At 48.6% G+C, this 13,421-nt stretch carries 12 protein-coding genes; 6 read left to right on the top strand and 6 right to left on the bottom strand.

The features are described from left to right. Positions 1–18: 18 nt before the first annotated feature. Together luxO and BZG81_RS03075 are read left to right on the top strand one after the other, a co-directional pair. Positions 19–1,482: a quorum-sensing sigma-54 dependent transcriptional regulator LuxO gene (gene luxO, locus BZG81_RS03080; RefSeq protein ID WP_241827343.1), complete on the top strand. Its 1,464-nt coding sequence runs from the start codon at positions 19–21 to the stop codon at positions 1,480–1,482. Between the two features lie 13 nt (positions 1,483–1,495). Continuing rightward, positions 1,496–1,855 (top strand): Hpt domain-containing protein, encoded by a 360-nt coding sequence (locus BZG81_RS03075; protein ID WP_021022320.1) that lies wholly within the window; start codon positions 1,496–1,498, stop codon positions 1,853–1,855. On the opposite strand, the gene BZG81_RS03070 is transcribed toward BZG81_RS03075, so the two are convergent. Both BZG81_RS03070 and BZG81_RS03065 read right to left on the bottom strand, forming a co-directional pair. Further along, complete coding sequence (locus BZG81_RS03070) at positions 1,802–2,794, bottom strand: YvcK family protein (RefSeq protein ID WP_021022321.1); 993 nt, start codon at positions 2,792–2,794, stop codon at positions 1,802–1,804. The two genes, BZG81_RS03075 and BZG81_RS03070, sit on opposite strands and share 54 nt — an antisense overlap. 212 nt (positions 2,795–3,006) lie before the next feature. After that, on the bottom strand, positions 3,007–3,579 hold the full coding sequence (locus BZG81_RS03065) for an LON peptidase substrate-binding domain-containing protein (RefSeq protein WP_021022322.1): 573 nt from the start codon (positions 3,577–3,579) through the stop codon (positions 3,007–3,009). A 794-nt stretch (positions 3,580–4,373) separates the two neighbouring features. Here BZG81_RS03065 and BZG81_RS15570 point away from each other — a divergent pair. From BZG81_RS15570 to oppC, 4 genes are all read left to right on the top strand, one after another. Beyond that, positions 4,374–4,538 carry a hypothetical protein gene (locus BZG81_RS15570; protein ID WP_158009963.1) on the top strand — a complete coding sequence of 55 codons (165 nt, stop codon included), beginning with the start codon at positions 4,374–4,376 and terminating at the stop codon, positions 4,536–4,538. A gap of 601 nt (positions 4,539–5,139) precedes the next feature. Beyond that, positions 5,140–6,810 (top strand): ABC transporter substrate-binding protein, encoded by a 1,671-nt coding sequence (locus BZG81_RS03060; RefSeq protein WP_077676713.1) that lies wholly within the window; start codon positions 5,140–5,142, stop codon positions 6,808–6,810. A 153-nt stretch (positions 6,811–6,963) separates the two neighbouring features. Then, complete coding sequence (gene oppB, locus BZG81_RS03055; protein WP_077576315.1) at positions 6,964–7,884, top strand: oligopeptide ABC transporter permease OppB; 921 nt, start codon at positions 6,964–6,966, stop codon at positions 7,882–7,884. A gap of 10 nt (positions 7,885–7,894) precedes the next feature. Then, entirely contained in the window at positions 7,895–8,806 is a 912-nt protein-coding gene (oppC, locus tag BZG81_RS03050; RefSeq protein ID WP_077460389.1) for an oligopeptide ABC transporter permease OppC, read from the top strand. Between the two features lie 107 nt (positions 8,807–8,913). Here oppC and BZG81_RS03045 read toward each other — a convergent pair whose 3' ends face one another. The 4 genes from BZG81_RS03045 to mnmA all read right to left on the bottom strand — a co-directional run bounded on the left by BZG81_RS03045 (position 8,914) and on the right by mnmA (position 13,332). Continuing rightward, the gene (locus tag BZG81_RS03045) at positions 8,914–10,062 is read right to left on the bottom strand and encodes a ribosomal protein uL16 3-hydroxylase (protein WP_077676712.1); all 1,149 of its coding nucleotides are present in this window, start codon (positions 10,060–10,062) and stop codon (positions 8,914–8,916) included. A 109-nt stretch (positions 10,063–10,171) separates the two neighbouring features. Next, a complete protein-coding gene (gene purB, locus BZG81_RS03040; protein WP_077460391.1) occupies positions 10,172–11,539 on the bottom strand; it encodes an adenylosuccinate lyase in 1,368 nt (455 codons plus the stop codon). A 25-nt stretch (positions 11,540–11,564) separates the two neighbouring features. Continuing rightward, on the bottom strand, positions 11,565–12,209 hold the full coding sequence (gene hflD / locus BZG81_RS03035) for a high frequency lysogenization protein HflD (protein WP_021022328.1): 645 nt from the start codon (positions 12,207–12,209) through the stop codon (positions 11,565–11,567). 13 nt (positions 12,210–12,222) lie between these two features. Then, the gene (mnmA, locus tag BZG81_RS03030; protein ID WP_077460486.1) at positions 12,223–13,332 is read right to left on the bottom strand and encodes a tRNA 2-thiouridine(34) synthase MnmA; all 1,110 of its coding nucleotides are present in this window, start codon (positions 13,330–13,332) and stop codon (positions 12,223–12,225) included. Positions 13,333–13,421: the final 89 nt, after the last annotated feature.

Genomic DNA, 13,421 nt, shown 5'->3' with positions numbered 1-13,421 from the left:
GTGATTCTTGGAGGATAAATGCCAGCACTGTCACCCAATAAACGAATATTGATGGTGGAAGATACAGCGTCGGTCGCGGCGTTATACAAATCGTATTTAAATCCCTTGGATGTCGATGTCACCATTGTGGGCAAAGGGCAGGATGCGCTGACTTTCTTTGAACAAGAAGGCGACCAACTTGCGTTGATCATCCTGGATCTTCGCCTGCCCGATATGTCAGGGATTGATGTGCTGGCAAAAGTCCGTGCTGTCGCGCCAGACTTGCCGGTGATCATCATGACCGCTCATGGCTCGATTGACGCGGCAGTCGACGCGATGCGCCATGGCGCCAATGATTTCTTAATTAAGCCTTGTGAAGCGGATCAATTGCGCGTCACGGTGAATAAGTCGCTCAAGCCTAAATCCAGCCATCAATCCAACACCAGCAAGCCCGAAAGCGAATATCATGGCTTCATCGGCAGTAGCTKACCGATGCAAGCGGTTTACCGCGTGATTGAATCCGCCGCCCCAAGCAAAGCGACTGTTTTTATTACAGGTGAAAGTGGCACCGGGAAAGAAGTCTGTGCCGAGGCCATTCATGCAGCCAGCACCCGCAGTAATAAGCCTATTGTTGCATTAAATTGTGCCGCTATTCCCAAAGATCTGATTGAAAGTGAGCTGTTTGGCCATGTCAAAGGCGCGTTTACCGGGGCGGCGGCTGAGCGTGAAGGGGCGGCAGAAATGGCGCATGGCGGCACTCTCTTTTTAGATGAAATTTGCGAAATGGATATGGATTTGCAATCCAAATTGCTACGTTTCATTCAAACGGGTAGCTTTCAAAAAGTCGGTTCGTCGCATGTCAAAAACGTGGATGTTCGATTTGTTTGTGCAACCAACCAAGATCCTTGGCTTCAGGTTCAGCAAGGAAAGTTTCGTGAAGACCTCTATTATCGTCTGCACGTGATTCCACTTGAACTGCCGCCTTTAAGCGCACGCGGTGACGATGTACTCGCGATTGCCAATGCCTTGCTCGCTGTATTTTCTGCAGAAGAGGGTAAAGATTTTTGTCGCTTCAGTGATGAGGTAGCCGATCTCCTGCTGCGTTATGACTGGCCGGGTAACGTTCGTCAATTGCAAAATGTGATTCGCAACATCGTTGTGTTGCATAATGGTGAAGAAGTCAGCAAAGAAATGCTTCCTTCTCCTGTGAATCGCGTTTCTGGTGCCGAAATTGCATCACCGCAGCATAACGCAGGGTCTGAAGTCACGACGAGTGCCTTTTCGCCGAATCACCTGGTGACGCGAGAGTCATCAGATTCAACGCCTTCGTCGTTGAGTAAAGCGGATATCGAGCCTTTATGGAAAATTGAAAAGCGCGCCATTGAAGCGGCGATTGATGTGTGCAATGGCAATATCCCGCAAGCGGCCGGGTTACTCGAAGTGAGTCCTTCAACCTTGTACCGAAAACTGCAAGCCTGGCAAAAAACTGCGGCGAATGAATGATAGGAACGGATGTATGGCCACCACAGTAAATACTGAAACATTGCGTCGATTGGCATTAGAAGTGGGAGAGGATACGGTGACCGTTTTACTCACTGTATTCAGTGATGAATTATCTCAGTATCACTCTCAACTGGCTGGCTCGCCATCAATTGAGCAAATCCGTGAAATCAGCCATGCGATTAAAAGCAGTGCCGCCAGTTTTGGTGCCGATGATTTAGCCGAAATGGCGCGCGAGTGCGAATCGCGTGTTAAGCAAGGCCAGCGCGAGTGGATGTCACATCACCTGGATGAGCTTACCGAAATGCTGCAAGGGACGGCGTCAACATACCGGGAGATGGCAGTCGAGCAGGACTTCATCAATAGCTTGACGTAGCTTATCCCGGTCGTGACGCCAATGATGATTTGAAGAGGCCAGCTCGGCCTCTTTTTGTTGATAGTCTGGGTCAAGCTGTGTCGCGCTTTTCTCTCCGAGTATAACATCAACCTTTTTGCCTCCCATCGCACGTTCGCACCACGCCAACATAGTATCGAGAGACATCTCGCCCGCCGGACCGATTTCTTTGCCTAAATTACGGATAAAAACAATTTTTGCCTGCGTATGCTTGAGCGCTCGTCCCAATTCGGGAACCAGTAAAGGTGGCATGACACTGGTTAAAAAACTGCCGGGGCCGAGCAGTATCATGTCTGCCTGTGCAATTGCATCCATGGCTTCACGTGTGGCCGGTACGGTTGGCGAGAGAAATAAACGTGTGGGGGGCGCAGAGAGCTCATCAATGTGTGTTTCCCCCGCGACGGTTTCGCCGTCGGCCGTTAATGCGGCTAATTCTGCTGGGTGTTCAGACATCGGCAGAAGATGCGGACGTACATCTAATAGATCGCGAATTAGCTGAATCGCTTCTAAGGGGCGAACGGATAAATTATCGAGCGCCGTCAGGATTAAATTGCCTAAATTATGCCCATTCAGTTCGCCTTTGCCTTTAAATCGGTATTCGAACAGCATAGAGCCCACTGATGGTTCGGTAATTAATTGATTCAAGCAATTACGAATATCACCCCAGGCTATTCCTCCCTGGCAGGCGCGAATACGGCCCGTTGATCCGCCGTTATCTGTCGTAGTGACAATGCCGGTCACGCGATTTCCATGCTCACTTAATGCAGATAATACTCGCCCTAAGCCATGCCCGCCGCCAAGGGCGACAATACGTGTTGAAGACGTCACGTTTGCTTGGTGAGACGATCTTTGCGCTGATCGATCTTGATCAGACACGGTTTGGTGGGAAATCGCTGGATCAGAAAGCGTTGGATGGCGCATTGCCGAGAGACCTAAACAGACATAAAAATTACGTTAATGTTACCTTAATCGTCCGAATTAAGAAGAAACGCTTGGTGCAAAAATGTGAGCAGGAGAAGAAAAGTACGATAAAAAGTGAAAAAACGGGATAACGCAGCGCATTATCCCTCACCCTAAAAAGACAGAAAAATGGGCGTAATTGGCAAGGTAGCACAGAAAGCATCGTCCTCTATCTAGTGAGGATCCTGCATCATACTCAGTAGGTAATCGCGTGTAGCGACACAAGAGTTATTGGCCATTAATGCTTGTTTTTCATCGGTTGGCAGCGGTAACAGCTCTAACCAGCGTTGACATAACCAAGTTAAATTGGAGAACTCTGCCTCACGATGCATGCTTTGTAGCTCTGGGTGGCGCTCAAACATGGATTGTAAGCGCTCAACCAGTGGTTCGCTTTGCTTATCGACGTGGCAGTCAGGCCAGCGCGGGAGTGGACTCACGGTCGCGAATAACATCTCATCATGCTGGTGGTTGAAGGCTCGAATCGCAAAACGCGCAATGCCGCGGGCAGTGACAACCAAACACCCATCCTCTTGACTGCGGGTGTAATCTTCAATCTCGATAAAGGTACCAATATTGACATGCTGACGCTGAGCCTGGCTTTCTGCCATACATACTCCCAAAGGCAGACCGTGTTTTAAGGCAAAGACCAGTGTTTGCAACGCTTCCCCGGTTGGGATCCGGAGTGGAATGCGTCCACCCGGTAATATATGGCGATCGTTGAACAGAATGGGTGTTGATTGTCCCATGGTACACCTCCTGGTGAGCAATGGTTTGGTCTAATAATCTAGATACTGCAAAAGGGGTGCCTACTTTTTAAAACTCAACTGTATCGGGGGGGTGGCACGTTTCTAGCGGCTTAAGCCATAACCGACGGTTGAATAAATCGCAATTTGCAATGCAAATCCGCTTCATGGCCTGCATTGTGCAATCGCGTATTGTGCAATTAAAAAAATAGCCTCCAACATGGGAGGCTATTAGATTGACGCATCGTCACTTCAACACCGCGTTAGCGATTAACCTGAGGTTTTTTTCCTTTGTATGGATTGTAACCATGGCGAACGCGTGCGCACAGGGGGCGCGAGGTTGAACTTTGTGGTCTCATAGTCTTGCTTGTCACTCTTTTGTCGGAAGAAAAATAAGGTGGTGATAGGGAACGTCTCACCACTTGTATAAGGATGGGGGAGATAGCAATGAATAACAAGATAGTCTGGTTAAAAAGTGGTCGATATTGGTATTTCTTCTAAAAAGCGAATTATTATCAGTTAATCTTCTTAAATTTGGTTGATAAAACGCCGATAACCGCGTGGCTGTTGAGATGACCATCATCAGGCTCGTGTCGATGCAATCGCTAACATGATCATCTTTTGCTTTTTTGGAGACAGGGGTGTAGCTTAAAAATTGCACAAGCGGTTTGTACCAAAGTAATAAAAACGCAATCGAGGTTGTGATTGCCTAGTTTGTGATTACCTAGTTTGTGATTACCTAGTTTATGATTACTTTGTGTGACTGTGCCAAACACTGATCCGTTCAGGAGGACACAATGAAACACAAGCGCTATAGCAATAAGAAAATGAAAGAGATGTTGAACAATGTGATGCCGGAGATGGAGAAGGCCCGCGAGGAACACCATGCCCTCAACGATCAGGCGCATGATCACTCGCCTGATGAAAGTCCGACATTTACCCCGGATGAGGCCAAAAAGTAACAGGCATCACTTATAGCCAGCGTTTTCACGCTGGCTATACAGAGAGAATGACACCGCAAATACCCTCCCGCAGCGGTCACCTGAAATACCATCGATTTTGTGACCTTGATACCTGTCTGACATCACACGTGCGCTTTTATGTTGAGTTTTTTTGACAAATAGCGTTTATTATCGTCGTTACAATTGATTAACATTGATGTGGTTTGCCAGTTAAAGTCACTGAGGTGAAAGTGTTCGGTAGAGGCTTGTGTGCTTTCTAAACGGTAAGCCAGTGAAGTCTTAGCCTCAAAGTCCTCATATTCAGTATAAACAGCAGTTTGTACCGTTTTTTGTTACTGGTGATGAATAAAGCGCTAAATTTGCCTTGTCTTACCAGCTGAACGTTTTTTTATGTGACTTAAGTGTAGTGAAAGATAAGTTTTTAATCTCATTTTATGGCAAAATACTTCAGGTTTATGGCAAAACACAGTATTGATTGGTAATGTTTTGCCTTTAGTCGCGCAGCACGGCGTAGTACAACTTCTAGAGTTGTGCAAATGGATGCTCCCGCTGGCTGCGACGATTGTCATGGATGCAATAGCGATTGTTATGGAGTTACACGATGAAGCTAAACACGATTACCCGAACCCTTTTTATGGGCGCTGGCCTTTCTCTGGCTCTCGCAGGATGCAGTGAGCCCGAGCAAAAACAAACCTCCCAAACAGCCCCTGAGCAAAAAACTGAAACCGCCGCCGGCGAACCCCAACTTGCTGATGTACAAGAGCTCGTTCGTGGTAATGGGGCGGAAGTGGCTTCTCTCGATCCACATAAAACCCAAGGCGTGCCAGAGTCACATGTTATTCGTGACTTACTCGAAGGTCTGGTTAACCAAGACGCCGACGGTAATGTGATTCCTGGTGTGGCTGAGCGCTGGGAAAACAAAGATAACAAAGTCTTTACCTTCTACCTGCGCGATGAAGCCAAGTGGTCAAACGGCGATCCCGTCACTGCACAAGACTTTGAATACAGCTTTAAACGTGTCGCTGACCCAATGACGGCGTCGCCTTACTCATGGTATCTGGGTTATACCCACATGGAGAATGCCAAAGCCATCATCAAAGGTGAAAAAGATAAAGACACCTTAGGGGTTAAAGCACTCGACGATCACACGTTACAGATCACGCTTGACTCAGCGGTTCCGTACTTGGTGAAAATGATGGGTCACACCACCATGAAGCCAGTCCATAAAGAGACCGTAGAAAAGCATGGTGATCAGTGGACCAAACCAGAAAACTTCGTTGGTAATGGCGCGTTTGTGGTCGATAACTGGGTAATCAACGAGCGTATCGAATTAACGCGTAATGAGCAGTACTGGGATAACGACAATACCACACTCGACAAAGTCACTTTCTTGCCGATTGAAAACCAAGTCGCAGAAATGAACCGCTACTTGGCCGGTGAAATTGATATGACTTACGAGATCCCCAATGAGCATTTCCGTCGTTTGAAAAGCGAGCATCCAGACGACCTCTCTATCGTGGGTAACCTGTGTAGCTATTACTACATCTTTAACACCAAGCGTGAACCTTTTGATGACGTCCGCATCCGTAAAGCATTGTCTTATGCCATTGATCGCAATGTAATCACTGACGCTTTACTGGGTCAGGGCCAAAAACCGGCTTATTTCTTAACACCAGAGATCACCGCCGGATTTGAGCCTGAATTGCCAGAATACGCCAAAATGACCCAAGAAGAGCGTGATGCAGAAGCTAAGCGTTTGCTTAAAGAGGCAGGATTTGGTGAAAATAATCCGCTTGATTTCTCACTGCTGTATAACACCAGTGAAAACCACAAAAAACTGGCCGTTGCGATTGGTCAAATGTGGAAAGACAAGCTCGGCGTGTCTGTCGATCTGAACAACCAAGAGTGGAAAACCTACCTAAGCACCAAAGACGAGGGTAACTTTGACGTGGCCCGTGCCGGCTGGTGTGGTGATTACAACGAGGCGTCGACCTTCCTCAGCTTAATGCGAAGCACCAATACCTCAGGCGGTGTGCACTACGATAGCCAAGCTTATGACGCTATCATGCAAAAAGCGATGACCACTACAGACGAGGCGGAACGTAGCAAACTATACCTTGATGCAGAGGCACAAATGGCGAAAGACATGCCGATTGCGCCAATCTATCAGTATGTAAAAGCGCGTCTGCTTAGCCCCCAAGTCGGTGGCTTCCCAGCCAATAACGCGGAAGAGAAGATCTTCTCCAAAGATCTTTACATCAAAGCGGAGTAATCCCTGATTCACGGCTAAGTGAGGGAGTCGTTTATTACGACTCCCTTGATGGTTTCGCTGTTTGTGGAAATGCCCAAGGCAGCGCTTGCTGTGATGCTTAACTAACATGGAACAGCTCGTATTTATGCAAGAGCTAATGTTGACGGTAGAGCTATGTTGAAATTTATCGCGAAGCGAATATTGGAAGCGATCCCAACGCTGTTGGTCTTAATCACTGTTTCCTTCTTCTTGATGCGGTTTGCGCCTGGCAACCCTTTTTCAAGTGAACGTCCATTGCCCCCGGCGGTAATGGAAAATATTAATGCCAAATACGGCTTAGATAAGCCCGTGTTTGAGCAATACACCACCTATTTAGGCAATATCTTACAAGGGGATTTTGGTCCCTCGTTTAAATATATTGACTATAGCGTTAATGAATTGATTGCTGACTCTCTCCCTGTTTCGGCGCAAATCGGCGCGATAGCATTTGTGTTCACCCTGCTGTTTGGGGTCACGATCGGTACCATTGCCGCGCTGAAACAAAATACCTGGATTGACTACACCATTATGTCGACCGCGATGCTCGGGGTGGTCATGCCATCGTTCGTGCTCGCGCCTGTGCTTATTTATATTTTCGCCATTAATTTGGGCTGGTTACCGGCCGGTGGCTGGCAAGGGGGAGGTTGGCACTTTATGGTGCTCCCCGTGATTGGCATGTCGTTACTCTACGTTGCCACGTTTGCGCGTGTGACCCGTGGCAGCATGATTGAAACCCTGAACAGTAATTTTATTCGTACTGCACGCGCCAAAGGGTTGAGCTACCCGACCATTATTGTCAAGCATGCGCTTAAGCCAGCGATGTTGCCGGTGGTGTCTTATATGGGGCCAGCCTTTGTTGGGATTATTACCGGCTCGGTGGTGATCGAGACCATCTTTGGGCTACCTGGCATCGGTAAGCTATTTGTTAACGCTGCGTTTAACCGTGACTATTCACTGGTACTGGGTTGTACGATTTTAATCGGGACGCTGACCATTCTTTTCAACGCCATTGTCGATATCCTACTTGCGTATATCGATCCTAAGATCCGTTACTAGGGGTGACATGATGCTGACGAAAAAAGAAAACATTGACGCCCTAGAAAACTTCGCAGAAGAAGTGGATGTAAAAGGGCGAAGCCTTTGGCAGGACGCAGCGATACGCTTTAAACGTAACCGAGCCGCGATGGCCAGCTTGGTGATCCTTGTCATTATTGGTTTGAGTGTTCTATTGGGTCCGTCCCTGAGTGCTTATGCTTATGATGCGACCGACTGGTACGCCATCCATGCGGCCCCGACATTGGGTCTTGATGGCCACTGGTTTGGCACTGACGCCCTTGGGCGAGATCTGTTTACGCGTACCATGATGGGCGGGCGTATATCGATCATGGTTGGTGTCATGGGGGCCTTTGTCGCCGTCCTGATTGGTACACTATATGGTGCAACTTCTGGCTTTATTGGCGGCCGTACCGATGCGGTGATGATGCGCTTGGTTGAGATCTTACAATCGATTCCATTCATGTTCTTCGTGATTGTGTTGGTGACCTTCTTTGGTCGGAATATCGTACTGATCTTTGTGGCGATTGGTTGTATTGCCTGGCTGGATATGGCCCGTATCGTTCGTGGTCAAACGCTCAGCTTACGCAGTAAAGAATTTGTTGAGGCGGCGCATGTTTCAGGGGTGAGCACACGTCATATTATTACCCGCCACATCGTGCCGAACGTATTAGGGATTGTCGCTGTGTATTCGACCTTGTTGGTGCCGAACATGATTTTGTTCGAATCCTTCCTCAGTTTCTTGGGTCTGGGCGTGCAAGAGCCAATGACCAGCTGGGGTGCCTTGCTACAAGAAGGGGCACAAACGATGGAAATAGCAATCTGGCAGCTGCTGTTCCCAGCGACCTTTATGGTGCTGACGCTATTCTGTTTTAACTATGTCGGTGATGGTTTGCGTGATGCGCTGGATCCAAAAGATAGATAATCGACAGCTTTTGGCGTCGTAAAAAACGTAATATGAAAAAAAGCGCAGGTTTGTTTCCTGCGCTTTTTTATCAACCATCGAGCGCGATCTTTTGCAAAAAATCGCGGTTATTCTGGTGCCTCGTCTAAAGGATACCAGTAGCCGCGGTTTACCCACAGCGTGAGCATCGGCCAAAATAGGCTATTTTCAGCGGCTTCACCGAGCATTTCCCAATCGATAAAACGCTGATTGCACAGCTTAGGCGTCAGTGACTCACAGCCTTCCGGTAAGTCAAAGCTTTCACCGAGCATAAAAATTATTTCTGACTGATCAGCGTGATAAAAAGCACGTAAGCCACTGAGTTTTTCTAAACACAGACCATCTTGCATGGCGGCTTTGAGGCTATCAGGCTGCCACTGCGGATCGGGGCTGAGCAAATCGAGCTCGTGTCGAGCCTGAGAGAGAAACTCGCCAACCCAGCGCTTTTTACGGGTTTCGTCCTGCATTAATGCCATCATCATCTCATCCATTTGGGCGAGATGTTGTGGGTCGAGTGCCGCTGGCGCATCGGGTTGCGCTGGCATCGCGGGCCAATGGAAGTGGTTATCGCCCGCTTCATCAACAATCACTTGATCCGCGTAGCTACTGAGTAGCTCGCGCGCTTTTGGCGATCGATAACCAATCGAGTAACTGAGCGAAGGTTCTAGGGTATCACCCTCGTGCGGGAAACCSGGTGGAATATAAAGAATATCGCCAGGGGCTAGTTCGACATCGATAATGGCATCAAAGCCAGTAATTTGCTTGAGACCGGTCTCGAGATTGGCATCTTGATAATCGCCTTTCGGCCCAACGCGCCAGCGACGACGCCCTTGCCCTTGAACAATAAAGACATCGTATTGATCGATATGGGGTCCCACGCCACCTTGCGGCTGGGAATAGCACACCATAAGATCGTCGAATAACCACTGAGGCAGTGTCGAAAAGGCACTGGCTAACTCGCGGGCGCCTGGGTGCCAGTGGTTGGCTGCCTGAACAATCAGTTGCGCGTGAGTATCAGGAAAGTTGCTAAAATCCTCAAACGGTCCGTGGGCAACCTGCCATTGACCATTCGCGTGTGTCACCATGCGAGAATCAATATCGGCTTCCATCGCCAAGCCTGCGACTTCCTCTGGGTCGATGGGATCCTCGAAGTCTATAAAGCCTTGACGGATAACGGTAGGCGCTTGGTGCCAATAGGTGGACATAAAGTCGGCAATGGAAAATTGAAACTGATACATAGCATCACAGGTTAAGGAATTTGCGGCAGTATAACGCGCTGAGCGGGGCGGTGCGAGGGGGATAAAAAACGGCCCCCAATGGAGGCCGTGAGGTATGAGAACGTTTTGCTTAAAGTTTGTCAGTGAGCTTGACCGCATCACCAATGTAGTTAGCTGGTGTCATTTGCTTCAAGCGCGCTTTTTCATGCTCAGGTAAGTCGAGGCCATCAACAAAAGCACGCATGCCTTCGCCATCCACCCGTTTACCGCGTGTCAGCTCTTTCAACTTCTCGTACGGCTTTTCAATGCCGTAGCGACGCATTACGGTTTGAATCGGTTCGGCAAGCACTTCCCAGTTCTTATCCAGCTCGGCTTCTAGCGCGGCTTGGTTGACTTCTAGCTTGCTGATCCCTTTAAGGGTCGAGGCATAAGCAATTAGGGTGTAACCCACGCCGACACCCAGGTTACGTAATACTGTCGAATCGGTCAGATCACGCTGCCAGCGAGAAATCGGCAACTTTTGCCCCAGGTGAGAGAAAATTGCATTCGCTAGGCCGAGGTTACCTTCCGAGTTTTCGAAATCAATCGGATTGACTTTATGTGGCATGGTCGACGAGCCAATTTCACCTTCAACCGTTTTTTGCTTGAAGTGACCCAGCGCGATATAGCCCCAGATATCACGATCAAAATCGATCAAAATGGTGTTAAAACGCGCCACGGCATCAAAGAGCTCAGCAATGTAGTCATGCGGCTCAATTTGAGTGGTGTACGGGTTCCAGTCGATACCGAGCGAAGTGACAAAAGCTTCACTGTAGGCGTGCCAATCAATCTCTGGGTAGGCCGACAAATGGGCGTTGTAGTTACCCACTGCACCATTGATTTTGCCGAGGATTTCAGTGCTTTCGACTTGCTTAATCTGACGCGCCATACGGTAGGCAACGTTCGCCATTTCTTTACCCATGGTCGACGGCGACGCCGGTTGGCCGTGGGTGCGAGAGAGCATCGGCACATCGCGGAACTGTTGTGACAAGTCTTTAACTGCATCGGCAAGCTGTTGCATTTCCGGTAAGATCACCGTATCACGCGCTTCTTTAAGCATCAGTGCGTGAGATAGGTTATTGATATCTTCCGAGGTACAGGCAAAGTGAATAAACTCGCTAACCGCATGAATCTCTGAGTGTTGAGCAATTTTTTCTTTTAAAAAGTACTCAACCGCTTTGACGTCGTGATTAGTGGTGCGCTCAATCTCTTTGATTCGGGCGGCGTCTTGCTCATCAAATTCAGCGGCAATCCGATCGAGGAGGGCGTTGGCGTCATCGCTAAATGCAGGCACTTCTTTGATGCTGTCAGTGGCTGCCAAGCTTTGCAGCCAGCGGATTTCAACGATGGTGCGATACTTTAGCAATCCAAATTCACTGAAAATCGATCGTAACGCAATCGTTTTCGTTCCATATCGGCCATCGACCGGGGAAACAGCAGTCAGCGCTGACAGTTCCATTTTATGTCTCCTGAGTTCAATCTGATTAGCTACGGGCTAGAATAGTTTTGGCCTGCTCAACCATTTGTTTACGACCAAAAATGAGATGTCGGCGTTTACCGCCTACTTGGCGCCATAGTACGGTACTACGGATACCAGATAACAAGAGGGCACGCACACGATGTTGCACGCCGGTTTGTTGTAGGTGTTGCGGGTCGCCAGAAACCTGAATACGCGGGCCCAGTGGGCTGATGACGTCGAGATAAATACTGGCAAGATTACTGATCATTTGCTCATCAAGCAGATCAAAGTGGCTCGATTGGCGCTCGATGGTTTCGATCCGATCGCCCAATTGCGCCATGGCATCACGACGGCTGGCAAGCTTGCGCTCTAAGGCGAGCAAATTGATCAGATAACGCATTAGCTCGCTACCGTTGCTGCTATTATCCAGCTGGCTGATCAGCGCTTCCAAGCCTAAATGGAGCCCTGACTCACCGCCGCCAGTGACATTACCGACCTCACCGCGAAACACATCGAGCGTCGAGGACGGGTTCGTCATCACGATGCTGCTTAAGCTGGTACTGAGCGCGTCTTGGTCACAATAGCCCTGACGGGACACATCTTGCACCAGTTTCGCTGCCTGACAAATGCTCGCAAAAGCGAGGGTGCGATCATAAATCGTCTCTGCCACTGATCACGGCTCCTTAAATACGTTGCTCGATAATACCACCACCTAAACACACGTCGCCGTCATAAAAAACAGCGGATTGGCCAGGGGTGACCGCAATTTGCGGCTCGTCGAATGTCACTTTTATGGTGTCATTATCAACAGGCGTGATAGTACATGATATATCGTGTTGACGATATCGGGTTTTGACTGTGCAACGGCGTGTCTCGGTCACATTCTCGCGATCGACCCAGTGTAATTGGGCTGCTATTAAGCCTGCAGAGAATAAGCGTGGATGATCATGGCCTTGACCTACAATCAGTACATTGCGCTCAACGTCTTTATCGACCACATACCAGGGCGCTTCGCTACCGTTACCGCCTTTTAATCCGCCAATCCCTAAACCTTTACGTTGGCCCAGGGTATGATACATCAGGCCTTGGTGGTCACCGATGTTCTCGCCATCGGTCGTTTCGATGGGCCCCGGTTGCGCGGGTAAGTACTGCGATAAAAAGTCAGTAAATTTGCGCTCACCAATAAAGCAGATCCCAGTGGAGTCTTTTTTCTTTGCGGTCACCAAGCCTTGTTCTTCGGCAATTTGGCGCACTTGTGGCTTTTCGAGATCGCCGACTGGGAATAAGCTACGTGCAATCTGATCGTGGCTGAGTGTATATAAGAAGTAGCTTTGGTCTTTATTGCTATCAAGGCCACGCAGCATCTGTGCTTTTTCACCATTGTCGGGGAAAGATCGACGCACATAATGGCCCATAGCAATATAATCGGCGTCTAGCACTTCGTCGGCAAACTCGAGAAATGCCTTAAATTTGATTTCTTTATTGCACAGAATATCTGGATTCGGCGTACGGCCTGCTTTGTACTCGGTCAAAAAATGCTCGAACACATTGTCCCAATACTCAGCGGCAAAATTAATGGTATGTAGCTCAATGCCCAACTTATCGCAGACATCTTGCGCATCGGCCAAGTCTTCTGCAGCAGAGCAGTATTCTTCGTTGTCATCTTCTTCCCAGTTTTTCATAAACAGGCCTTCGACCTGATAACCCTGTTGTTTCAACAAGTAGGCAGAAACGGACGAATCAACACCGCCGGACATTCCGACAATCACTTTTTTGCTGCTGTTATCTGACATGGTGATCACAAATGCTGCTATCAATAAACGGACGCTGAGTTTAACAGAATCAAATCGCCGGATACAGATGTGATAAGGCTCACACGTTA

Source organism: Salinivibrio sp. MA607 (assembly GCF_001996245.1).
GTDB lineage: Bacteria > Pseudomonadota > Gammaproteobacteria > Enterobacterales > Vibrionaceae > Salinivibrio > Salinivibrio costicola.
The sequence above is the reverse complement of the archived record's forward strand: the minus strand, read 5'-3'. Positions and strand labels throughout refer to the sequence as shown.

Bases quoted from the DNA above. Each gene is read 5' to 3' on its own strand.
- BZG81_RS03075 (WP_021022320.1), top strand. From the start codon at position 1,496: ATGGCCACCACAGTAAATACTGAAACATTGCGTCGATTGGCATTAGAA.
- BZG81_RS03070 (WP_021022321.1), bottom strand. From the start codon at position 2,794: ATGCGCCATCCAACGCTTTCTGATCCAGCGATTTCCCACCAAACCGTG.
- BZG81_RS03065 (WP_021022322.1), bottom strand. From the start codon at position 3,579: ATGGGACAATCAACACCCATTCTGTTCAACGATCGCCATATATTACCG.
- BZG81_RS15570 (WP_158009963.1), top strand. From the start codon at position 4,374: ATGAAACACAAGCGCTATAGCAATAAGAAAATGAAAGAGATGTTGAAC.
- BZG81_RS03060 (WP_077676713.1), top strand. From the start codon at position 5,140: ATGAAGCTAAACACGATTACCCGAACCCTTTTTATGGGCGCTGGCCTT.
- oppB (WP_077576315.1), top strand. From the start codon at position 6,964: ATGTTGAAATTTATCGCGAAGCGAATATTGGAAGCGATCCCAACGCTG.
- oppC (WP_077460389.1), top strand. From the start codon at position 7,895: ATGCTGACGAAAAAAGAAAACATTGACGCCCTAGAAAACTTCGCAGAA.
- purB (WP_077460391.1), bottom strand. From the start codon at position 11,539: ATGGAACTGTCAGCGCTGACTGCTGTTTCCCCGGTCGATGGCCGATAT.
- mnmA (WP_077460486.1), bottom strand. From the start codon at position 13,332: ATGTCAGATAACAGCAGCAAAAAAGTGATTGTCGGAATGTCCGGCGGT.